The following is a 23,250-nucleotide window of genomic DNA, read 5'->3' as shown; positions in this document are numbered from 1 at the left end:
ATCGACCCCATTTGATAGTAATGCCTTGATTTACAAAACGTAATGCTTCTAAAAAAAGAAGGATGTGGTAAACACATCCTTCTTTTTGTGATTAAGATAACATGGATACAAGAGATTTTGCGAACGCTTCAAGATTTTCAATATCTTCTTCCTCAGCGTTTAAATCAACTTTCACACTTTCGGCACCTTTAACAGCACCAGTTTTTGCAAAGGCAACATCAAAATCGTCCACTGACTTACAAAACTCATCATAGAAAGTATCTCCAGAGCCACACACACCGTAGATTTTTCCAGGTAATTCAAGTTCTTGTAAATCTTCATAAAAATCCACGATTTCGTCCGGTAGATCACCGTCATCGTATGTATAAGTAGCAACTACGCAAATATCTGCTTCTTGAAAGTCTTCAGCATCTACTTGTGTGCATTCATTGTTTTCAACATCGATATCCATATTTTCCAGAGCCTCTGCAACAATATCGGCGATTTCTTCCGTGTTACCAGTCATACTTGCATAAACGATTTTTGCTAAAGCCATAAGGCGCCTCCTAAATTTTAATGAATAGCATTTCAACAACTACCAATTATACCAAAAGTTTGAGAAAAAGGAAGCGAGATTTATAAAGGTACTATGGGATTTGGCTAAATACTTCCTACTATGTTAAAATAAAAAGGATTTGTAAAAAGGAGACGAGAATAGATGATAACATTAAAATCAGCACGTGAGATCGAAGCAATGGCAGAGTCTGGTGCATTATTAGCAGATGTCCATAAAAATCTGCGAGATTTCATTAAACCAGGAATAACTAGTTGGGATATCGAAGTATTCGTACGTAATTATATCGAAAGTCATGGCGGAGTCGCTGCCCAAATTGGATTTGAAGGATATGAATATGCGACGTGTATCAGTATCAATGATGAGATCTGTCATGGTTTTCCTAGAAAAAAACCACTTAAAAGTGGCGACTTAGTGAAAGTGGATATGTGTATTGATTTAAAAGGCGGAATCTCTGATTCTTGCTGGGCATATGTGGTCGGTGAATCTACACCTGAAATTGATCGATTGATGGAAGTGACAAAAAAAGCACTATATATCGGCATTGAGCAAGCGCAAGTCGGTAATCGTATTGGGGATATTGGTCATGCGATCCAAACGTACGTCGAAGGAGAAAATCTAGGAATCGTACGAGACTTTGTTGGACATGGGGTAGGACCAACGATCCATGAAGAACCAACTATTCCTCATTATGGTGAACCAGGTAAAGGATTACGTTTAAAAGAAGGTATGGTCATTACGATCGAACCAATGGTCAATACAGGAACATGGAAAATGAAAATGGATCCAAATGGTTGGACTGCTTATACCAGAGATGGTGGATTATCTTGTCAATATGAACACACATTGGCTATCACCAAAGATGGTCCAAGAATCTTGACTTCTCAAGGTGAGGAAGGAACTTACTGAGTGCTTCTTTCAACGAACAGTTTTCAAACTGTTTAATTAAATGAAGCAAGTTGTGGATGACCTTCTTCTTCAAATAATGGATAAAAGTTGTAGGAAAGCTAGTAACTAAGATAGTAGGGTGGCAATTGGAAAAATATGTCTATTATTTTCTGGTTTGCCATCCTTTTCCTCAGTGTTATTAGTTTTTTTACAATCTAGATAAACGGTGTTCGAAAAGCTGACCTTCAACATTAAGCTAAAAAATCAAAAAATATGGGGAGCTATTTTCTCAAATTTTGCCTTAATACTTGGAGCTAAGCAGCTTTTTCACAACCTAGATAAACGGTGTTCAAGAAGCAACACTTCAATAATAAGTCAGAAAAAACCAAAATGAAAAAGCCATTTTCGATTTTTCTGACTTATTCCTCAGTGCAGACCGCTTCTTTCACAACCTTGAACAGGAGATTTCTATGAATATTTTGAATAAAATAAAACAACATAAGAATTTAATGCGTTTTATTGAGACGACGCAAAAGAGGATCGTTGATTCTGAAATGGGAACGACTTCAGTAGTTGTGGCTTATTATTTACTCTTATCTTTGTTTCCATTGATTATTGCGCTTGGAAATATTCTACCGTATCTTCAAATCGATCAAGAAACTGTCTTGACTTATATTCGCCAAGTGATTCCTGAAACGATCTATCAGTTTATTGGACCGGCGGTAAAAAATTTGTTGACACAAAGTTCTGGTAGTTTGTTGTCATTGTCAGCTATTGCAGCTTTATGGTCAGCTAGTCAGAGTATCAATGCATTACAGATTGCCATGAATAAAGCGTATGGAGTTGAAAATAGAAAAAATTTCATCATTGTCCGTTTCTTTTCCTTAATAGTTATCATCTTGTTTATGGTTGCGATTAGTGGTGTCACTTTAGTACTTGGATTAGGACAAATGATTTTAGAGGCGATTCAACCGATCTTTAAAATACCTGTAAACTTTATTGACCAATTCCAAACATTGAAATGGCCGATTACTTTGGTGGCTTTATTTATGATCATGTTTATGATTTATTGGATTGTACCAAATGCGCAATTGAAATTTAAAGCAGTGATTCCTGGGGCTGTATTTGCAACGACTGGTTGGATGTTGTTGTCACAAGTTTTTGGAATTTATGCTCGTTATTTTGCAACGCGTGTGAGCGGTTATCAAATCATCGGAAGTTTTATCGTTTTGATGCTTTGGTTAAACTTTGCTGCGACGATCATTATTCTTGGTGGAATCATCAATGCTGTTGTGCAAGAGTACATAACAGGAAACGAAATAAAAGAACGAAAAAGCATCACATCAACATGGCTTGGTAAACTAAAAAATAAATTTTCTCAAAAAAAGAATTAGAAACACGAGTTCTTATTGTAAAATAGCGACAGTGTTTTATAATTATTAATGACTCTTTAAATAAAGTAGGTGCCCGTATGCTGGTTTCTTTTAGTATTGTAATAAGGATTTTTTTGACAATTTTATTGTCTTTGATATTGACCCCCATTTTTAAAATAATTTCAGTTCAAACTGGAATGGTCGATAAACCGAATGAACGACGAATAAACAAAGTGCCGATGCCTTCAGCTGGTGGCTTACCTATCTTTGTTTCCTTCGTGATATCTAGTTTGTTTTTATTCAAAGATATCATTCCTAAATTTTATATTCTACCTATATTGTTGGCTGCATCCGTCATCGTGCTGACCGGATTACTTGATGATAAATATGAACTTTCACCTAAGCAAAAAAGTATTGGTATTTTATTAGCGGCTTTGATCATCTATTTTGTCGCTGATATCAGGATTGATTCTTTTACCTTACCATTCTTAGGATATATCCAATTAGGTTGGCTTAGTTTTCCTGTCACCATTTTTTGGATTTTTGGGATCACTAATGCAGTCAATTTGATTGATGGCTTAGATGGCTTAGCAGCAGGGATATCTTTGATTGGCTTGATGACCATTGGTATTATTGGCTACTTTTTTTTACATGCCTCAACAGTATATATACCTATAGTTATTTTTTGTTTAGTTGCAAGTATCATCGGCTTTTTTCCTTACAATTTTTATCCAGCAAAAATTTATTTAGGGGATACAGGTGCACTTTTCTTAGGCTTTATGATGGCGGTGTTATCATTGCAAGGTTTAAAGAATGTTACTTTCGTTTCATCGATTTCTTTGTTGATCATCATGGGTGTACCTGTTACAGATACTTTTTTTGCCATCATTCGTAGAAAAGCAAATCGAGTATCATTTTCTACGGCAGATAAGAAGCATTTGCATCATCGATTGCTCGCTTTAGGCTTTACCCATAAAGGAGCTGTTTTGACGATCTACTCCATCGCTTTGATGTTTTCATTTACTGCAATGATCATGAATTATACGGGAAGTCTTGGAACGATCGCTTTGTTCTTAGTGATGCTGTTTGCTGCTATTTTATTATTTGAATTGATCGGATTGATCAATGAAAAATACCAATTTATTCTAAAAACATTACGGTTTTTAGGGAATAAAGAATACCGTACACAAGTGATGCAGAAATACTTTAAGAAATGGAAAAGACCTTAATGGAGAACAATAAAAAAAAGCCGATTTTAATTAGCATTGTGACAGCAAATAGTAAAAAAATATTCCAGACATTAGATACGATCATTGCGACGATCGGTGAAGAACCGGCAATTGAATTTCAAATTTTTGATAATAACTCGACACCTGAATACCAAGAACGATTACGCGAATATTTAAAATATCCGTTCATGAATATTTATTTCAATAATGAAAACCGAGGCTTTGGATTTGGTCATAACCATACCTTGCTCCAAAGCGCTGCAAAATATGCGGTGATTTTTAATCCAGATATTTTAGTAGATGAGCAGACGGTGATCGACCTGGTTGCGCTCTTAGAAACGCGTCCTGAATGTGCGATGTTGGCACCTAAAATCTTGAATGAAGATGGGACGACTCAATACTTGATTAGACAGCGTTTAGCTCTATTCGACTATGTACTACGTTTCATTCCTTTCAAATTTGTCAAAAAAATGTTTGATCGGCGATTGAATCGCTTTGAATGTCGTGATTTGCCAGAGGATCGTGATTCTTATGTGCGCATGATTTCTGGTAGTTTTATGGTAGTAGATGTTGCGAAATTTAAATCAATCAATGGGTTTGATACTCGCTACTTTATGTATTTTGAAGATAATGATCTTTGTTTAAGTTTTGAAAAAGCAAACGAAAAGATCCTTTATACGCCACGTTATAGTGCCATCCATCTATATGGAAAAGGGGCGCATCGTAACTTCAAACTTTTTCGAATATTTTTAAATTCAATGATGAAATTCTTCCATAAGTGGGGGTGGACTTTCTTCTAATGACACCAGAAATAGCAGTAGTGATCGTATTGTATCACCAAAAAATCAACCAATCGCCTTCTTACGATTATTTAAAAGCAGCTACCCAAGCTGGGACAGTGGAGTTAGTTATTTTTGATAATAGTCCTGTTGCACATGCTGATGTGCTTTATTCAGAAAAGAACGTCCATTATCATCATGATCCAGCAAATCCAGGCCTAGCGGTTGCTTACAATTATGCAATTGACCACATTTCAGATACGGTACAGACACTTGTAACATTAGATCAGGACACTCAGTTAGGTACTGATTATTTGGAAACTGTAGCCGAACTCACTTGGACAAAGGAGCGAGTAGCTGCGGTCCCCTTAGTATTTTCTGGTACAAAACAAATCTCTCCGGTGTGGGCAGACCACTATATCAATCGCCACTTCGAAGTGATCGAAGAGCCAGTAGTAACACGTCAACGGATTATGGCAATCAATTCTGGCGCGGCATTCTCGCTCACATTTTTAAGAGAGATCAATGGCTATAATACAGTGTTCCCACTCGATTTTTTAGATCATTGGCTTTTTTGGCAAATCAAACAATTAAACAAAGAAATTGTAGTTTTAGCCACTAGCATGACTCATGATCTCTCAGTATTAGATGATAAAAAAGTCAACGTAACACGCTATCAGTCGATATTGGCTGCTGAGTCGCTCTTTTACCAAGAATACGACCGTCAGCATTTAAGGCAACATCGGAAGCAGTTAGTATTAAGAATGACAAAGCAATTTTTGACTGTCAAGAATCGTCAAATCTGGCGAATGACTTTACGTTCGTTTGTTGATAATTGGAAGGTGTGAAATGATGCGATCGGTTTGTATAGCAACCTTTAATGGTGGCGCGTATTTAAAAGAACAATTGGATAGTATCTTAAAGCAACTTTCTCCAGAAGATGAAGTGATTATTTCGGATGATGGTTCAGTCGATGATACTTGGTCGATCTTAACAGAATATGCACATAATGATCCACGTATCAAACTTTTTGAAGGTCCTAAACAAGGTTTGATCAAAAATTTTGGCTTTGCGATTGAACAATCTCAGGGAGACCTGATATTTTTAGCAGATCAAGATGATGTATGGTTAGATGGGAAAGTAGAGAAAATCACACAATACTTTAGCCTTCATCCAAAACAACTAGTAGTTATTTCAGATTTAGTGATCGTAGATAGCCAGTTGAATGAGCTCCATTCCTCATACTTTACCTTTAGGAGATCCAAAGAAGGCTGGTTGACGAATTTGATTCGTAGTAACTATATCGGTGCAGGGATGGCTTTTCGCTCTTCATTAAAAGAGACGATCTTACCGATACCTGACAATGTACCGATGCATGATATGTGGATCGGTTTGCTGGCGGGGAATCATGCGGGCTTTATTCGAGAACCGCTGACTCTTTATCGGCGACACGATTTTAATGCAAGTGAAATTGAAACGAAGAGTAGTTGGCGCCAGAAAATCACTTGGCGGATTCATTTGATCCAAGCACTCATTCAGCGGAAATGGAAAAAATATCTCTAAAAGATATTGTTAAATTCTCAAGAAATCCATGACAAATAGTAGGATTGATGAGATAATAACGAAAGTGAAAATTTAAAGAAAAAGGAGCGCTTATATTCATGAAAGGAATCATCCTTGCGGGAGGAAGCGGAACACGCTTGTACCCACTAACAAAGGCAACCTCGAAACAGTTGATGCCAGTCTACGACAAACCAATGATCTATTATCCAATGTCTATTTTGATGTTGGCAGGTATCAAGGAGATATTGATTATTTCAACACCTCAAGATACCCCGCGCTTTAAAGAATTATTTGGAAATGGGCATGATCTAGGTATCCACCTTGAATATGCGGTTCAAGAGAGTCCCGATGGCTTAGCTCAAGCTTTTATCATTGGGGAAGAATTTATTGGCGATGATAGTGTTTGTCTTGTTTTAGGAGATAATATCTACTATGGTGGCGGACTATCAAAAATGTTGCAACGTGCTGCCTCTAGAGAAAGTGGAGCGACCGTTTTCGGGTATCATGTTAATGATCCGGAACGTTTTGGTGTGGTCGAATTTGATGAAAATATGCAAGCTCTCTCTATTGAAGAGAAACCAACAGAACCAAAATCAAACTATGCTGTCACAGGACTTTATTTCTACGACAACGATGTGATTTCAATTGCAAAAGAAATCAAACCATCTGAGCGTGGCGAACTAGAGATCACTGACGTCAACAAAGCATATTTAGAAAGAGGAAAACTTTCTGTAGAGATTATGGGACGTGGTTTTGCATGGTTAGATACAGGCACGCATGAATCTTTACTTGAAGCTTCTACATTTATTGAAACGATTGAAAAGCGTCAAAACTTAAAAGTTGCTTGTTTAGAAGAGGTGGCTTATCGAATGGGCTATATCGACAAACAACAATTAGCTGTTTTGGCAGAACCACTGAAAAAAAATCAATATGGTCAATACTTATTAAGATTGGCTGCTGAATAAGGAGTTTTTAGTGATGAAAGTGACGGATACTAAATTAACAGATGTTAAAATTATCGAAATGGATGTTTTTGGGGACCATCGTGGTTTCTTTACAGAAAGCTATTCAAAAGCAAAATTTGCGGAACATGGATTAGATTTTGATTTTGTTCAAGACAATCACTCTCTATCTGCTGAAGCAGGAGTGATTCGTGGTTTGCATTTTCAAAAAGGAGCATCTGCTCAAACAAAATTGATCCGTGTCACTTCAGGAGCAGTCTTAGATGTGATCGTCGATATTCGTAAAGGTAGTCCGACCTATGGACAGTGGGAAAGTTATATCTTATCTGAATATAATCATCGTCAATTACTTGTACCCAAGGGATACGCGCATGGTTTCGTGACGTTGACACCAAATGTGAATTTCCTTTATAAATGCGATAATTATTATGATGCCGCAGCAGACGGTGGGATCGCATTTGACGATCCAGAGTTAGCGATTGATTGGCCGATCGATCTTTCAAAAGCGATCATGTCTGAAAAAGACCATAATCATCCTACACTAAAAGAATTTGAAGCAGAAAACCCATTTGTTTATGGTGAAATCTAACATTTGATGAGGAGAAATATTAAATGAAAAATATCATTGTTACTGGTGGAGCAGGCTTCATTGGATCAAATTTTGTACATTATGTTGTACAAAACCACCCAGAAGTACATGTGACAGTCTTAGATAAATTAACTTATGCAGGAAATAAAGAAAATCTAGCAGGATTGCCAACTGATCGTGTGGAGCTGGTTGTCGGAGATATCGCAGATGCAGAATTAGTCGATCGATTAGTGGAAAAAGCAGATGCAGTGGTTCATTATGCTGCTGAATCACATAATGATAATTCACTTAAAGATCCGTTTCCGTTTGTACACACTAACATCATTGGTACGTATACATTGCTAGAAGCTTGCCGTAAGTACGATGTTCGTTATCATCATGTTTCTACGGATGAAGTCTATGGTGACCTACCATTACGTGAGGATTTACCAGGTCATGGCGAGGGTGAAGGTGAGAAGTTCACTGCGGAAACACCTTACAACCCGTCCAGCCCCTATTCTTCAACAAAAGCTGGTTCTGATTTATTAGTGAAAGCTTGGGTTCGTTCATTTGGACTAAAGGCGACAATCTCAAATTGTTCCAATAACTATGGACCTTATCAACACATTGAAAAATTCATTCCACGTCAAATCACCAATATTTTAAGTGGTATCCAACCTAAGTTATATGGAGAAGGAAAAAATGTTCGTGATTGGATCCATACGAATGACCACTCTTCTGCCGTATGGTTGATCCTAACCAAAGGGAATATTGGGGAAACTTATTTGATTGGCGCTGATGGCGAGGAAGATAACAAAACCGTGTTGGAAATGATCTTAGAAATGATGGGTCAGCCTAAAGATGCCTATGAACATGTCAAAGATCGTGCTGGCCATGATTTGCGTTATGCGATCGACTCAACCAAGCTTCGACAAGAACTTGGTTGGCAGCCAGAGTTCACTAATTTCCGTGATGGTTTAGCAGAAACCATCAAGTGGTACGAAGAGAACCAAGAATGGTGGCAAAAAGAGAAAGAAGCAGTTGAAGCAGCTTACGCTAGAAATGGACAATAAGAAGCGAGAAATCGACTCCCTCGCACAAGCTGCCTAGATAAGAGTCAGAGACTTCCTCTTATCAGATGTTTTTCTTGCTTGAATAGATAGCTTGAGAGACTCAACCTCTTTTTAAATAGTCATTGAAGGGGCACTGCGTTTAACTGACGCTGCCCCTTTTTTCATGAAAAAGTTTTTAAGAGCGCTTGATGGATGCTCATCCTCTCGAAAAGCGAGAACCGATATGGTAGAATAAGCTTGATTCTTAGAACGTGGTTGGCACATAAGTGTTCTGCCGTTGTTTGGGGATAAGGGGGAGATAATGAGACCGTTATTTTTGTCCCATACTCCGAACAAACAGTTGAATGAATCGAATTTCAAAGATAAAGCGTTCATTAAAGACAACATGATAGCTAATGATATTTTTACAAAAACAGTTTAAAAATAAATAAATCAAGGAGCGATTGCGTTATGTTTTTATTAACAGGTGGAAATGGTCAACTTGGTACCGAGTTACGTCATTTATTAGATGAGAAAGGATTAGATTATGTTTCGACTGACGCCCAAGAACTAGATATCACAGATGCAGAAAAAACAATGGCTTATATCACAGACTTAAAGCCTGAAGTCATCTTCCATTGTGCAGCCTATACTGCTGTCGATAAAGCTGAAGACGAAGGAAAAGAATTAGATGAAAAAATCAATGTAGACGGAACGAGAAATGTTGCATTGGCAGCAAAAGCAGTAAATGCGAAATTGATTTATATCAGTACCGATTATGTCTTTGATGGTAAAAAAGAAGCTGAAGAATATCTAGAAGATGATGCAACCAATCCATTGAATGAATATGGTCGTACAAAATTACTAGGCGAACAAGCAGTGCAGGAAATTTTAGAAGATTATTATATTATTCGTACATCATGGGTATTTGGTGTATATGGTCATAACTTTGTTTATACGATGCAACGTTTGGCACAAACCCATGATCGATTAACAGTGGTCAATGACCAATTTGGACGTCCAACATGGACACGCACACTGGCTGAATTTATGGTCTATGTAATCGAAGAAAAAGTACCATATGGTGTCTATCATCTATCAAACGAGAATAGTTGTTCATGGTATGAATTCGCAAAAGAAATCTTAAAAGATACAGCAGTAGAAGTAGCTCCTGTTACTTCAGCCGAATATCCACAAAAAGCGATACGTCCACAATATTCAGTGATGAGCCTGAAAAAAACGGAAGATCTTGGTTTTGTTATTCCAACGTGGCAAGAAGCACTTGAACAAATGTTACAAGTTTCTGAAAAATTAAACAAATAAGGTTTTTCCTTAGAAAAAAGAAACAACGAAGAAATTGGAGAATTTTATGGAAAAACAAACAAGAAGTGCAAGGCGAGATAAACCACGACAAACGGAAACAGAACTGACGCATCCATTGTTAGATATCCTATTGAAATTGCGTTATGTGATTGGTTTACTAGTGATCGTTATTGTTGTGACCTTCAACTTGAATGGTAGTTCGATCGGTAGCTGGGATAACTATGTATCCCAAAGAGATGATGGGAAAAAGACGGATGTGATTTTTGGTCAAAATCGAGAAGTTCGTTCAGATGAATGGCTGGTCCAAACACCTTTTTATTTCTCTCAAGCAGAATCGGGGTATCCGGTCATCAACGAAGATTATTCATTGAATGGTCAAAATATGATTATTGCCTACAATTCACCAGTGAAAGATATCACTGTTATCGGTAAGCCATTTAACTGGGGATTCTTCTTTTTAGGAAGGGATCGAGGATTATCCTTTTATTGGGCAATGAAATTGGTAGTCATGGTCCTGTTAGGATTTGAACTCCTGATGATCTTAACGAAAAGAAACAAGCCACTTTCGTTGATTGGGTCATTTGCATTGACCTTCTCACCAGCTGTTCAATGGTGGTTCATGCAACACGTTGGCGATTTGATTTTCTTTACAATTGGTTTAATGGTCGCCTTTTATCATTATTTTTATCACCATGAAAAAAAGTGGCTGCGCGCATTGATGATGTTACTAGTGGTCATATTCGGTCTCGGATTTATCTTAGTCATCTATCCGGCCCATCAAGTGATGCTCGCCTATCTATTAGTTTTTTATTTTGTCGGTTTACTGATCTATTACCGCAAAAAAATACAATGGGATTGGTTTGACGCTGTATTGATTACTGCTGCGTTGTTGTTTATTGGTATTGTCATGTGGCATTTTTGGTCAATTTCTAAAGATGCGTTACTCGCCTCTTTGAATACGTTGTATCCTGGGAATCGAGTAAGTACAGGTGGTAAATGGAAATTTAGTGAATTCTTCTATTTCTTAACGAACTGGAAAATCCCATTCGAGGATATCAATTTCTCAAATAACTCAGAAGTAGCACTCTTTTACCATTTCTTCCCAACTGTCTTTTTAGCAAGTCCATTTGTCTTGTTTGGAAAAAAAAACGACGATCAAAAAATTATTGGTCGGATCTTAATGCTCTTTTGTCTCTTCGCAATTTTTTGGATCACCATTGGCTTACCTAGAACGATGGCTCAATTGACCTTGTTATCATTTGTCCCACCATTTCGTGCGATCTTAACTTTCAGCTTTGCTGCCTTTCTATTATCGATTTGGTTTATCGCGTACATTTGGAAACACGATGTCATCCCTACGTGGTATAAATTCGTCTTATTGATTACTAATGCAGGTATCTATTACTATGCGTTACAAGGTTCCAAGATGGAAGGCTATTTCTCTGGCTTTGAGTTAACTAGTGTGATTGTTCTGGGGACACTCCTTTTAGCATTTGCACTGTTTCGACAACGCGTCTTTTTCTACCTTTCATTTAGTGCATTGATCATTGCTTCTGGTTTCTTTGTGAATCCAGTTGTCCAAGGAACAGGTGCAATTTTTGAAAAAACGTTAGCCAAGGAAATTCAAAAAATCGATCAACAGGATCCAGGTCAAGTATGGTTAACCGAAGATGAGCTCTATAATTTCACACCGGCTTTAGGGGTGAAGGCATTCAATACGGTCCGCTTTTATCCAGACAAAGCTGCATGGCAATTGATTGATCCAGAAGGGGAATATGAGCGTTTCTACAATCGTTATGCCCATACTAGAGCTTTTATTGCCAAAGAAGATACAGCCTTCAAGCTAGATCGTCCAGACATGTTCTCAGTGACTTTGAATTTTGATGATGCTGAAAAGTTAGGCATCAAATATGTCGTAACCAAGCGTCCATTAGATGACTATAATCAGCGTAATGAAGCGCAGTTCACTAAATTATATGGACCAGACGACGATGGGCACATGATCTATGAAGTAGCGTATCCAAACTATGCTACTTGGCAAACACCTACTGGTCAATAAAAAATTTGTAGTTTGAAGAAGATGTGTGCAAAAAAAGGGGATATTGGATCAGTTAGAAATCATCGTGATAACGCTGATCCAATGATCCGTTTTTAAAAAGTGTTATTTGGAAGAGGAGGTGGAAACCATTCAAACATTTGTCGAAAAATTCATAAATAAAATGAGTACTGGGATCTTGTTACTGATGCTGATCGCTCTTTTTTCTGTCTGGACGATCGGTATAGGCTCACCAGCTACTTTATTTTTATATGAACATAGCGCACAGTTCGTCACTTTTGGTGTATTTGTCTTAACAGGACTGAATATCTATAAAGCAAGAGGATTTGACTTTTTTTATCTAGGGGCAGCAGTTGTAATCTTCTGTTTCTATACGTATTTCAGTGGAATACGAGAAGGTTCTTTGGCAGGTAATCTGTTGATCCCAATCTTGATTCTGCTTGGATTGAGTGTAAAGTGGATCGAATTTGACAAAGTAGATCGGGGAATTTATTTGCTTGTCTTCTCATTTTTCCTTGCTGTGACGGTATATCGAGTATTTACAGAGATTCAAGTACCTGAAGGACAAAGTATATGGAACCAAGATAATAAATTATCCGATATTTGGATCAATACAAATACGATCGGTAGCTCGTTGATGATGCTTGGACTACTGATCACTGGTTTCGCCAGTTCATTTGAACGTTGGTATATTCGGATTCTTGGAGTACCGGCGATCCTTGCTGCATTTTTAGGAATCTGGGTATGCCAATCACGCTCGGCATTGATTGCGATCATCATTTTTGCTTTATTGGATATCTGGCCTAAAAGATTCTTTAAATTTATTCGTGCACCTTTTATTGGCTATTTAGCTATTTTTAGCCTGGCGCTACCGATATCCTATTTAGCTGCCACTTCTGAAGAGATTAATCTCTTCACTGGAAGAGAGGGCATATGGCTGAAATTTTATCAAACGATTTCCGAGAGTACAGAGCAACTACTGGTTGGAATGAAGCCTTTTCTTTATTTTCGTGGGGATGAGGTTTTAGGTAATCACAATAGTTATAACTCTATTTTGAATTTATATGGATTGATAGGAATCGCAATTGTAGGAATTTTATTGCTTGTTTTTGTTGGAAGACTAACACTGAAAGCTGATTTTTCGAATGGACAACTTACATTCTTGTGGGCATTCATGGCAGTAATGATCCAATCGTTTATGGAAGATACATTGACTTCTTTCCCTTGGATACCTATTGGTTACTTGTTGTTAGCGATGGCAAGTCATCGTTATGATCAGTCACCAGGTGAGAAAATGAAAATACAAAAGGATAATCAACTGTCAACTTCAAGAGTTGCACGCTATCACTAAATTTGAAAATAAGGGGTGGGAAACAATAGTAATAGTCACTTTTGTCTGTCACCTTATAATCGAATAAATGATTGGAGCAGGAACAAGAGCAAGCGCTTCGGAAATAAGGCTAAACACTTATGTTCCAACCTCAATAAAAAAAATAAAAACGTGGGTAAGCCTTTTTTGGCAGACCCACGTTTTTTGCTTCATTGCAATTAAGTATCATCTTTTGTAAAATAGTAACGTTGATAAAAAGTTTGCTTAATAGAAAATTAAGAAACAACGAATATCGCAGTCCTTAGCTTAATATGTGGTAAAATGGCTGTTGACTGTAATTAATTGAAACTGCTTGGAGGAACACAAATGTTGAAAGATTTGTTTTTATTTATGAAGGATATTTATCAAAATCGAAAGCTATTACTTCAATTCTCGTTAAATGATTTTAAATCGCGTTTTGCGGGTTCATTTTTAGGGATTTTATGGGCGTTCATCAATCCCGTGTTTACGGTTCTCATTTACTGGTTAGTCTTTGGCTTCGGCTTGAAAGCGGCGATGACTGATGGGAAGTATCCGTTTATCGTCTATTTGATCACAGGGATGGTCCCATGGTTCTTTTTCTCAGATGCGTTTACCTCTACAACACTTGTTTTCCGAGAATACACCTATTTAGTGAAAAAAGTGGTATTCAATATCCGTATCTTACCAACAACTAAAATCCTTTCAAACTTGTACTCACATATGTTCTTTATTTTGATTGGTTTAGTCGTAACAATGGGCCATGGTATTTTTCCAACGGTCATGTCTTTACAATTGATTTATTATCTATTTTGTATGGTTGCCTTTTTGACCGGATTGACGTGGTTGACCGCATCGATTCAACCTTTTATACCTGATATCATGCAATTTATCACGATTTTGCTGCAGCTGATTATGTGGACATTACCGATTCTTTGGAGTCCTAGTCAATTTAATCCAGCAATCATAAAGATTCTAAAATTAAACCCATTGTATTATGTTGTTCAAGGTTACCGTGAATCATTCTTAAGTCAAGCTTGGTTCTGGGAACATGGTGCTTATACAATCTATTTTTGGGTAGTTACATTAATCATGTTCGTAATCGGTTCCTTAGTGTTCCGTAGATTGAAACCACATTTTTCAGATGTGCTGTAAGGAGTATAGTTATGACAGAATACGCAATTAAATTAAACAACATCACTAAATCATACAATATGTATGCGAAACCGACGGATCGTTTTAGAGAAGCTTTGAATCCTTTCAAGAAATCGTATCATGATGTGTTCTATGCATTGAAAAATATTGATGTAGAGATCAAAAAAGGTGAAATGATCGGTTTTGTCGGTGAAAATGGTTCTGGTAAATCAACGATGCTCAAAATCATTACAGGCGTTTTGACTCCAACAAGTGGAACCATGGAGATCGAAGGAAAGATTTCTGCCTTACTTGAATTGGGTTCAGGTTTTAATCCAGAATATTCTGGGTATGAAAATATTTATTTAAATGGAATGGTTCTTGGCTTTTCACGTGAAGAAGTCGATGCGATGGTGGATGACATCATTGATTTCGCAGATATCGGAGACCACGTTTATCAACCAGTTAAAACTTATTCAAGTGGGATGTTCGTACGCTTAGCTTTTGCGGTAGCGATCAATGTCAATCCAGATATTCTGATCGTTGATGAGGCACTCGCAGTAGGTGACTTGGAGTTCCAATTGAAATGTATGGAAAAATTTACGGAAATCAAAAATTCTGGGAAGACGATTTTATTTGTTTCCCATGATATCAGCTCGATCCGTCGTTTCTGCGACCGTTCTTACTGGCTAAAAAATGGTGAAGTTGTAGAATTTGGTGATACGATGGATGTGACAACCAATTACGAAAACTTCTTAAAGAAAAAATCAGTAAAAACAGTGGATCGTAACAAAAATCAAGTGGAGCGTTTTGCTGCCCCAGATATCGTCGATGTGCTAAGTGCTGAGTTACTAGATGAAAACAAGCAACCAATCGATATGTTAGAACAAGGGGAAGATCTTTATATCAAGGTTACCTATGAAGTGAAAGATGATACCATCAAAAAACCTGTATTAGGGATTGCCCTGCGAACGGTCGATAATTTCTATGTCTGTGGCTTGAATACCTTACTAGACAATATCACGATTCCTTGGGAAAAAGGAAAAAACGTTTTTTATCTCAAGTATAAGAAGTTAGGCTTACTTGCTGGCGAATACTATTTCGATGTGGCGGTTTTTGAAGAAAATGCCACTGTTCCATTAGTTTATAAAACGAAATATATGAACTTATTTGTGACGGGTTCTTATATTGGTGAAGGGATCGTGGTCTTAGATCACCAGTGGAAAGAAGGAGATCAAAACAATGAAATATGATTTCGAGATGGATTTAGATGAACAAAGTAGCGTAGGTAAGATTGTCGGACAAATCAAACCGGGAAGTAAAGTCTTGGAATTTGGTCCAGGCAATGGACGCATGACGAAACATTTGATCGGTGCAAAAAACTGTGAAGTAAGCATCGTTGAACTGGACAAAGAGCTATTTGATTACGTCAATGAAATTGCACAAGATGGTTTTTATGGCGATATTGAAAGTTTTGAATGGGCAAAATATTATGCTGGTCAAACGTTTGATTATATATTATTTGCAGATGTCTTAGAACATTTAGTGGATCCTTTGAAGACATTAAAAAAAGTCAGAGAGTTTCTAAATGAAGAAGGCGAGATTTTGATTACTTTTCCTAATCTCGTGCATAACTCTGTATTGATCCACCTCTTTAATAACGAATTGCCGTGGGCTTCGTTTGGGCTACTAGATGAAACACATAATTCTTTTTATACCCACGAAGGCTTTCAAAAAGTATTTGCAAATGCTGATCTGCACATCAACATTGAAGATTATTTATATCTAGCAGTAGGGGATACTGAATTGAAGTCAGCTTATACTGACTTACCGGAAGCAGTTCGTTATGATTTCAAAATGCGCCCATTCGGCGAAGTGTATCAGTACTTCTTTTCATTGAAAAAACACCCAAATGTAGAAGCTAAAGTCAATTCACCGCAAAATTCAAATTATGTCAAAATGATGGAGATCATTAAAAAGAGTACGCAAGAAGAAACATTACAGATCCCGTTCAATAATTATACGGGAGAAAACCAAGTATTGACTTTTCCACTTACAGAAGAACCAGCAAGTTTTATTTTTCAATTTGAAAAGCAACCAAGTTACCTTGAGTTCAGTGTTGAAGTAGACGGAGTAAAGCTTGATTTTATCGCATCGAATGCGGTCATCAAAACAGCGACAGACTGTTATATCTTTGATGGATCAGAAACACCAAGACTAAAATTGACCGATATAAGTGGAGAAACGATCAAAATCTCTTGCCATTATCGATTCATTGGTGAATTACCAGCAACAATGGCTGAAGTCCTTAGAGAAATCAAACCCATGGCTGCTGTTCAAAAAGAACTATCTGCTGAAAACGAGAGATTAACAAAAGAAAACCAGCACTTACAAATAGAGAATAAAGAGTTGACGAAAGTCTTGAAGACTACGACTGATCGATATTTTGACTTGTTGCAGCCTAACAATTGGGCAATAAAGCCAAAAGGACGATTGGTGAGACCAAAAGAAACGGCAAAAAAAATCCAAGCCAAAGATCTTTCTCTTTGTATCGACGAAAAAAATTGGGATCCAGAAACAAAATTACTCAAAATCATTGGATGGGGAATTTCAAATGCGGAACGTAAACCTTTATCTTATAAGTTGTCTGTAGATCAATCACCATTCTTCGAGGTTCAGCAGATTGAGCGAGCCGAAGTGAATGAAGCCGAAAAACTTCCTCCCCACACAAAAGCTGGTTTTGAGATCCAGATAGCGTGTGAACAAGAAAAATCATTTTTGATCGAATTGATTGCAGAAAATGGGCAGTCTTGGCTAGTTGAAATATAAATAACTTATTAGGTAAAGGAGTACCAAACCAGTGCAAAAAAAAGAAATTGCTGTATTTATCGATAAAATCACTCGTGAGCGGGCGACCGGCGATTTATTGATCGTTGGTTGGGCAATCGATGAAGTAACGAAAGAAATTCCGACGATCCAAGTTGAAAAAGAAAATATTATAGCAAAAAATACACCAGTCGTGCGATTAGATATCAATCATCTCTATGATTTGGATGTAAAAACGCAAAGTGGTTTTAATCTTCGATTATCTGGAAAGATGAAGGGAAAAGCAATTTTAGATTTTCAAACGAAAGATCATCAAAATGGAATAGCCGTCAAATTGAATGGACGCTATCCTTATGATGATGGTATCGAGTCGAGTTTGGAAAAGAAAAAACGATTGTTAAAAAAAGGCTTGAACTATGCTCGAACGCATGGCCTAAAAAAGGCTGTACGTCGTGTGAAAATGGAATTGAAACCAGGTTCGATCGACTATGCACAATGGATCGCTAAGCATGAACAAATCGACGTTGTAGCACAAAAAACAAAAGCGCAAGCCTTTGCCTATCGTCCATTGATTTCTGTCGTGATGCCAGTTTATAACGTAGAAATCAAATGGCTAGAAAAATGTATCGATTCTGTGATTGCTCAAACATATGACCATTGGGAATTGTGTATCAGTGATGATGCCTCTACCGATCCTAAAATCCATAAATGTTTAGAACGTTATCAGCAAAAAGACTCACGGATCAAAGTTGTCTTTCGTGAGGAAAACGGACATATCAGTTTAGCCACGAACTCTGCACTTGAGATCGCAGAAGGGGAATTCATGGCATTACTTGATAACGATGACGAACTTCCTGTCAATGCATTGTTTGAAGTAGTCAATGTCTTGAATGATCGACCTGAACTTGATTTGATTTATAGTGATGAAGATAAGATCGATGCAGATGGCAATCGCTTCGATCCTCATTTTAAAGCAGACTGGTCACCTAATACTTTGATGGGAAATAACTATATCTCTCATTTAGGCGTCTATCGATTAAGTATCGTCAAAGAACTAGGTGGCTTCCGAAAAGGTTATGAAGGTTCACAAGATTATGACCTAGTTCTTCGTTTTACAGAAAAGATCCCAGCAGATCATATTTATCATATCGATCGTGTCCTTTACCACTGGCGTACGATTCTAGGATCTACAGCTAGTAGTGGAGAAGCTAAAAGTTATATTTACGATTCTGGTGTGAAAGCTTTGACGGATGCATTAGCTCGCAGGAATATCAAAGGGCAAGTACGCCCAGGGAGAATCTCAGGTTTTTATGAGATCAATTATGATGTCCTACAAGAGGATCTAGTCAGCGTCATCATCCCAACCAAAAATGGGTATGACGATTTGAAAATGTGTATTGATTCGATCATCGAAAAAACGACTTATCCTAACTACGAGATCATTGTAGCTGATAACGGCAGTACTGATCCGAAGATGCAAAATCTTTTTGATTCCTACAAGGAACAACTGAAAGAACGCTTCATTGTAGAGTTGATCGATATTCCCTTCAACTATTCTCGCATCAATAACCTTGCGGCTGAAAAAGCTAGTGGAAAGTATTACTTATTCCTGAACAATGATACCGAAGTGATTGCTCCAAATTGGATGACAACGATGGTCTCATATGCTCAGTTTGATTCGATCGGCTGTGTTGGCGCTAAGCTTTATTATCCAGATGATACGACGCAACATGCGGGCGTACTCGTTGGCATCGGTGGCGTCGCTGGTCACGCGTTGAATAATTATGACCGCACACATTGTGGCTATTTCGGACGATTAGTGATCGACGTCGATTATTTAGCAGTGACCGCCGCTTGCATGATGGTCAAAGCGGATGATTTCAAAGCGGTGGGTGGCTTCGATGAGACATTACAAGTTGCCTTCAACGATGTAGACCTATGTCTTAAAGTCTATGAACTTGGCAGAAACAATGTGTATGCTCATCAGGTTGAACTATATCACTTTGAGTCAAAATCTCGCGGGTACGAAGATACGCCAGAAAAGCAGAAACGCTTCGCGGGTGAAATCAAAAAAATGCAAGATAAATGGCCTAAATATATCGCACATGATCCTTTTTATAATGACAATTTGACAAAACAAGGAATTGGCGATTTTTCATTACGACCAGATTAACGAGTAGTTGATATACCTTAGGAGAGACTTGGAGAATATCCAAGTTTTACTTAAGGTATATTTTTGTATGACTCATTTTTATAGCAGAATCAAGCATATAAATCTGTCGCGAAAAACTTTGAATTTAGGTTACAATTTGGTTATTCACTATGTTTTTAAAGTGTGCTATGGTAAGATGATAGAGGTATTATTTTGTGGTTAGGAGTGTATACATGAATAAAAATGGAGAATGGAATGCTGCTCGTCGGATATTCATTATCATGCTGGATGTCTTAGTTTACAATGCAGCGATATATATAAGTTTCTTATTGAAATTTCAAGGAGAAATTCCCGCACGGAATTTCGAGACCTTTCAACATTCTGCAGTGTTTATATCTATTATCTTTATCGTCTTGAATATTTTATTAGGGGCATACGTCTTTTATAATCGAATGATCAGTGACATTATATTTGTGACTGTAATAGGGCAAGTATTGATGTCTTTAGGCGTAATGGTGGTAACTTTCGCTGGTCGATGGTTTGCTTTTCCACGGGCAGTTATTCTTTTATCTTTGGTAGTAGGAACAGTTTTACTAAGCTTATACCGTATCTTGGTCTACAAATTATATTTGAAAGTCAGTAGAGACAAGAAAGTAGTGATTGTTGGACTTGAAAAAGATGTTGCTCCAGCAATCCAAAATTTTCAATCCAAAAAAAATAATAAACATAAAGTTGAAGCGGTCGTTATCGATAACTATTATGAGAACATCAAGAAGATGATCGATACGATCGATATCGTCTACTTGTCATCACATATTGAAGAAAATGAAAAAATCAAGATCTATCAATTGATCACTAAGAAAGAAAAAAAATTATTCTTGAATACGACTTTTGAAAACTTAACAATGATCAATCCCAACATTATGAACTTTGAAGATGAAAGTATCATTGAAGCATCTGGTTTCAAGATACAACCAGAAGATGAATTGTTCAAACGCTTATTCGATATTATCATCTCCTTTATCTTACTGATCCTTGCATCACCTTTCATGTTGCTTACAGCAATACTAGTCAAAGTGACTTCACCAGGACCAGTGATCTATAAACAAGTCCGTATCACTAAAAATCAAAAAGAATTTTCAATCTATAAATTCCGATCAATGACAGCGACAGCGGAAGCGAAATCAGGACCTGTCTTAGCGAAAAGTAATGATGCGCGAGTGACACCAGTCGGTAAATTCATCCGTGCTGTACGTTTTGATGAATTGCCACAGATTTTTAATGTATTAAAAGGCGATATGTCGATCGTCGGTCCACGCCCAGAAAGACCTTTCTTTGTGGATCAATTCAATGCAGAAAATCCTTATTATTATTTGAGACATAATGTCCGTGCAGGCATCACCGGCTATGCCCAAGTTTATGGGAAATATGTTTCTGACTATAACAGCAAGTTACGCTTTGATTTGTTGTATATCAAAAAATATTCGTTAATGATGGATCTAAAGATCTTATTGCAAACGATCAAGATCCTTTTTGATAAAATGTCTTCCCAAGGGTTAGAAGAGGATGAAAATGCCAGCTCATTAAAAGAAATAGATTTTCCCCAAGAAAAAATTTATAGTTGAGTTGGAGGAGCTGAAAAATGAAAAAACCGATTTTCAGTATTATCGTTCCTGTCTATAATGCCAAAGATACGATCGAGCGTTCGATTAATAGATTGCAATCGTTAGAATTTAATGATTATGAAGTGATATTAGTGAATGATGGCTCTACGGATAAAACAGAACAGTTGATCCGTCAATTAGTCGACAAAAATCCTAAATTTCAATGGGTGACAACTAAAAACAAAGGACCAGGATTTGCACGTAATGAGGGGCTCAATCGTGCGAGGGGGGAATATATCCTCTTTTTCGATGCAGATGACACTCCGAATCGAGCAGTATTAAAAGAATATGAACAACTTTTGAAAAAACAACCGAATGCTGATTTGATTGTGAGTTCCTTCTTATTTCGAACTATTGATGATGAAAAAGTAATCTCTGAAAAGATAAATCAGGTCACCGAACATCGATATACGAAGCGAGAAGAATTTTTGCAGGACATGTACACATTGATGAATCAGCAGCTGATGTATGTTGTTTGGAATAAATGCTACCGTAAAGATTTGTTAGATAAATATAGTGTTCGATTCAAAAATTATAGTAGTTGTGAAGATCGAATTTTTAATTTAGATTATTTTGAATACTGTGATGAGGTCCTAATGAATCCTAGTATTGTTTATACCTATGAATTTCAAGGTGGCAAAGGAATAACAAATAAATATAATAAAAATAAGTTTCAAACATTTGAAGACTTTTATTTACGAGCAAATGAAGTGACAAATAATAATAATAAAGCAGGAATGGCTTCCCTTTTATTAAAAGGAACAACGTCAGTTCTTTTATCGATTGCTGAAACGTATCAGTTAACTAATATCGAAAAGAGACATGCAATAAAAGAAATTTTAAATAGTGATGTAATAAGAGAAGCGCGCTCGATTGCGTGTACTGATTCGATCATTAAAAAATTGACAAAGTTTTATTTCAACCTACCGAGTACAATCGCTTATCATACTATTATTTTTGCAAATAAGTTCCAGCGAATTAGCCCGCGATTAATCGCTTTATTAAAAAGAAAATATTAAGTTCTTACAGTTAGTTAAGATCACGAAAAGGAGAAAAACATTTTATGAATATTGCTTTATTAACTGCTTCAGGTACTGGAACTAGAACAGGACAAGATATTCCAAAGCAATTCATCCATGTGAATAATATTCCAATCCTAGTTTATACACTGAAAGCTTTTGAAGAACATCCAGAGATTGATGAAATTTGTGTGGTTATTTTAAAAGGTTGGGAAGAAATGCTGACTGCTTATGCTAAGCAATTCAATATCACAAAACTAAAGTATATTGTTGAAGGTGGTAATTCTGGACAAGAATCAATTTATAATGGATTGAAAGAAATCTACAAAAAAAGAGCAAAAGATGATGTTGTATTGATCCATGATGGTAATCGACCTATGGTCAGTGAAAAAATCATCAGTGAGAGTATTGCAGTTTATAAAGAAAATGGAAATGCTGTAGCAGTTATTCCTTGTACAGAAGTTGTTTTCACATTAGAAGAAAAAGGAGAGATAAGTTCAGTAAATTCATTGAATCGAGATCTTTTAGTTCGTACACAAACACCGCACACGTATCAATTGGGTGAAATTATCGAAACCTACCAATTAGCAGAAGAAAAAGGAATTAATGATATGGCAGCTTCATGTCAGTTGATGCAAGTTTTAGGAAAAAAATCTTACTTTTCACCTGGATCAGAGAAAAATTTAAAAATCACTACTCTAGAAGATTTAGAAATTTTTAAAGCATTATTGAATTCAACAAATGATGACTGGATCAAGTAA

Annotated in this window: 20 protein-coding genes; 19 read left to right on the top strand and 1 reads right to left on the bottom strand. The window is 36.9% G+C overall.

The genetic code is table 11. The features are described from left to right. Positions 1-91 precede the first annotated feature (91 nt). Positions 92-535 (bottom strand): flavodoxin, encoded by a 444-nt coding sequence (locus tag P3R27_RS07260; RefSeq protein WP_034688539.1) that lies wholly within the window; start codon positions 533-535, stop codon positions 92-94. Positions 536-697: 162 nt separating this feature from the next. Between P3R27_RS07260 and map the strand changes: the two genes are divergently transcribed. From map to P3R27_RS07165, 19 genes are all read left to right on the top strand, one after another. After that, positions 698-1,462, top strand: coding sequence for a type I methionyl aminopeptidase (gene map, locus P3R27_RS07255; RefSeq protein WP_034688538.1), 765 nt, complete (start codon positions 698-700; stop codon positions 1,460-1,462). A gap of 449 nt (positions 1,463-1,911) precedes the next feature. Beyond that, positions 1,912-2,835 (top strand): YihY/virulence factor BrkB family protein, encoded by a 924-nt coding sequence (locus P3R27_RS07250; protein ID WP_034688536.1) that lies wholly within the window; start codon positions 1,912-1,914, stop codon positions 2,833-2,835. 77 nt (positions 2,836-2,912) lie between these two features. Then, positions 2,913-4,043: an MraY family glycosyltransferase gene (locus P3R27_RS07245; RefSeq protein ID WP_034688534.1), complete on the top strand. Its 1,131-nt coding sequence runs from the start codon at positions 2,913-2,915 to the stop codon at positions 4,041-4,043. Beyond that, positions 4,043-4,843, top strand: coding sequence for a glycosyltransferase (locus P3R27_RS07240; RefSeq protein WP_034688532.1), 801 nt, complete (start codon positions 4,043-4,045; stop codon positions 4,841-4,843). The genes P3R27_RS07245 and P3R27_RS07240 overlap by 1 nt, the downstream gene beginning before the upstream one ends. Further along, on the top strand, positions 4,843-5,670 hold the full coding sequence (locus P3R27_RS07235) for a glycosyltransferase (RefSeq protein WP_034688531.1): 828 nt from the start codon (positions 4,843-4,845) through the stop codon (positions 5,668-5,670). Before P3R27_RS07240 ends, P3R27_RS07235 begins: the two co-directional genes overlap by 1 nt. A gap of 4 nt (positions 5,671-5,674) precedes the next feature. Next, positions 5,675-6,385 (top strand): glycosyltransferase family 2 protein, encoded by a 711-nt coding sequence (locus P3R27_RS07230; RefSeq protein WP_034688550.1) that lies wholly within the window; start codon positions 5,675-5,677, stop codon positions 6,383-6,385. Between the two features lie 98 nt (positions 6,386-6,483). Then, positions 6,484-7,350, top strand: a complete 867-nt coding sequence (gene rfbA, locus P3R27_RS07225; protein WP_010735945.1) for a glucose-1-phosphate thymidylyltransferase RfbA — start codon at positions 6,484-6,486, stop codon at positions 7,348-7,350. Between the two features lie 13 nt (positions 7,351-7,363). Then, a complete protein-coding gene (rfbC, locus tag P3R27_RS07220; RefSeq protein WP_126133996.1) occupies positions 7,364-7,936 on the top strand; it encodes a dTDP-4-dehydrorhamnose 3,5-epimerase in 573 nt (190 codons plus the stop codon). A 23-nt stretch (positions 7,937-7,959) separates the two neighbouring features. Beyond that, complete coding sequence (gene rfbB / locus P3R27_RS07215; RefSeq protein ID WP_034688524.1) at positions 7,960-8,988, top strand: dTDP-glucose 4,6-dehydratase; 1,029 nt, start codon at positions 7,960-7,962, stop codon at positions 8,986-8,988. A 450-nt stretch (positions 8,989-9,438) separates the two neighbouring features. Continuing rightward, on the top strand, positions 9,439-10,290 hold the full coding sequence (gene rfbD / locus P3R27_RS07210) for a dTDP-4-dehydrorhamnose reductase (protein ID WP_034688522.1): 852 nt from the start codon (positions 9,439-9,441) through the stop codon (positions 10,288-10,290). A gap of 46 nt (positions 10,291-10,336) precedes the next feature. Continuing rightward, positions 10,337-12,349: a DUF7657 domain-containing protein gene (locus P3R27_RS07205; RefSeq protein WP_034688520.1), complete on the top strand. Its 2,013-nt coding sequence runs from the start codon at positions 10,337-10,339 to the stop codon at positions 12,347-12,349. A 118-nt stretch (positions 12,350-12,467) separates the two neighbouring features. Next, positions 12,468-13,697, top strand: coding sequence for an EpaQ family protein (locus P3R27_RS07200; RefSeq protein ID WP_034688518.1), 1,230 nt, complete (start codon positions 12,468-12,470; stop codon positions 13,695-13,697). Positions 13,698-14,042: 345 nt separating this feature from the next. Continuing rightward, positions 14,043-14,849 carry an ABC transporter permease gene (locus tag P3R27_RS07195; protein WP_034688516.1) on the top strand — a complete coding sequence of 269 codons (807 nt, stop codon included), beginning with the start codon at positions 14,043-14,045 and terminating at the stop codon, positions 14,847-14,849. Between the two features lie 11 nt (positions 14,850-14,860). Further along, entirely contained in the window at positions 14,861-16,081 is a 1,221-nt protein-coding gene (locus P3R27_RS07190; RefSeq protein ID WP_034688514.1) for an ABC transporter ATP-binding protein, read from the top strand. Then, positions 16,071-17,657, top strand: coding sequence for a class I SAM-dependent methyltransferase (locus P3R27_RS07185; RefSeq protein WP_034688512.1), 1,587 nt, complete (start codon positions 16,071-16,073; stop codon positions 17,655-17,657). The genes P3R27_RS07190 and P3R27_RS07185 overlap by 11 nt, the downstream gene beginning before the upstream one ends. Before the next feature lie 31 nt (positions 17,658-17,688). Further along, on the top strand, positions 17,689-19,827 hold the full coding sequence (locus P3R27_RS07180; RefSeq protein ID WP_301356525.1) for a glycosyltransferase family 2 protein: 2,139 nt from the start codon (positions 17,689-17,691) through the stop codon (positions 19,825-19,827). 212 nt (positions 19,828-20,039) lie between these two features. Continuing rightward, positions 20,040-21,431, top strand: coding sequence for a sugar transferase (locus tag P3R27_RS07175; protein WP_034688507.1), 1,392 nt, complete (start codon positions 20,040-20,042; stop codon positions 21,429-21,431). 17 nt (positions 21,432-21,448) lie between these two features. Continuing rightward, positions 21,449-22,489 carry a glycosyltransferase family 2 protein gene (locus tag P3R27_RS07170; RefSeq protein WP_301356524.1) on the top strand — a complete coding sequence of 347 codons (1,041 nt, stop codon included), beginning with the start codon at positions 21,449-21,451 and terminating at the stop codon, positions 22,487-22,489. A gap of 44 nt (positions 22,490-22,533) precedes the next feature. After that, complete coding sequence (locus P3R27_RS07165) at positions 22,534-23,250, top strand: IspD/TarI family cytidylyltransferase (protein ID WP_034688503.1); 717 nt, start codon at positions 22,534-22,536, stop codon at positions 23,248-23,250.

Source organism: Enterococcus spodopteracolus (genome assembly GCF_030441955.1).
Lineage (GTDB): Bacteria > Bacillota > Bacilli > Lactobacillales > Enterococcaceae > Enterococcus_B > Enterococcus_B spodopteracolus.
Note: the sequence above shows the minus strand (reverse complement) of the source record. Positions and strands in the feature narration are given on the sequence as shown.

Coding starts and splice junctions, on each gene's coding strand:
- P3R27_RS07195 (WP_034688516.1), top strand. CDS start 14,043: ATGTTGAAAGATTTGTTTTTATTTATGAAGGATATTTATCAAAATCGA.
- map (WP_034688538.1), top strand. CDS start 698: ATGATAACATTAAAATCAGCACGTGAGATCGAAGCAATGGCAGAGTCT.
- rfbC (WP_126133996.1), top strand. CDS start 7,364: ATGAAAGTGACGGATACTAAATTAACAGATGTTAAAATTATCGAAATG.
- P3R27_RS07170 (WP_301356524.1), top strand. CDS start 21,449: ATGAAAAAACCGATTTTCAGTATTATCGTTCCTGTCTATAATGCCAAA.
- P3R27_RS07175 (WP_034688507.1), top strand. CDS start 20,040: ATGAATAAAAATGGAGAATGGAATGCTGCTCGTCGGATATTCATTATC.
- rfbB (WP_034688524.1), top strand. CDS start 7,960: ATGAAAAATATCATTGTTACTGGTGGAGCAGGCTTCATTGGATCAAAT.
- P3R27_RS07235 (WP_034688531.1), top strand. CDS start 4,843: ATGACACCAGAAATAGCAGTAGTGATCGTATTGTATCACCAAAAAATC.
- P3R27_RS07205 (WP_034688520.1), top strand. CDS start 10,337: ATGGAAAAACAAACAAGAAGTGCAAGGCGAGATAAACCACGACAAACG.
- P3R27_RS07260 (WP_034688539.1), bottom strand. CDS start 535: ATGGCTTTAGCAAAAATCGTTTATGCAAGTATGACTGGTAACACGGAA.
- P3R27_RS07190 (WP_034688514.1), top strand. CDS start 14,861: ATGACAGAATACGCAATTAAATTAAACAACATCACTAAATCATACAAT.
- rfbA (WP_010735945.1), top strand. CDS start 6,484: ATGAAAGGAATCATCCTTGCGGGAGGAAGCGGAACACGCTTGTACCCA.
- P3R27_RS07185 (WP_034688512.1), top strand. CDS start 16,071: ATGAAATATGATTTCGAGATGGATTTAGATGAACAAAGTAGCGTAGGT.
- rfbD (WP_034688522.1), top strand. CDS start 9,439: ATGTTTTTATTAACAGGTGGAAATGGTCAACTTGGTACCGAGTTACGT.
- P3R27_RS07165 (WP_034688503.1), top strand. CDS start 22,534: ATGAATATTGCTTTATTAACTGCTTCAGGTACTGGAACTAGAACAGGA.
- P3R27_RS07240 (WP_034688532.1), top strand. CDS start 4,043: ATGGAGAACAATAAAAAAAAGCCGATTTTAATTAGCATTGTGACAGCA.
- P3R27_RS07250 (WP_034688536.1), top strand. CDS start 1,912: ATGAATATTTTGAATAAAATAAAACAACATAAGAATTTAATGCGTTTT.
- P3R27_RS07230 (WP_034688550.1), top strand. CDS start 5,675: ATGCGATCGGTTTGTATAGCAACCTTTAATGGTGGCGCGTATTTAAAA.
- P3R27_RS07245 (WP_034688534.1), top strand. CDS start 2,913: ATGCTGGTTTCTTTTAGTATTGTAATAAGGATTTTTTTGACAATTTTA.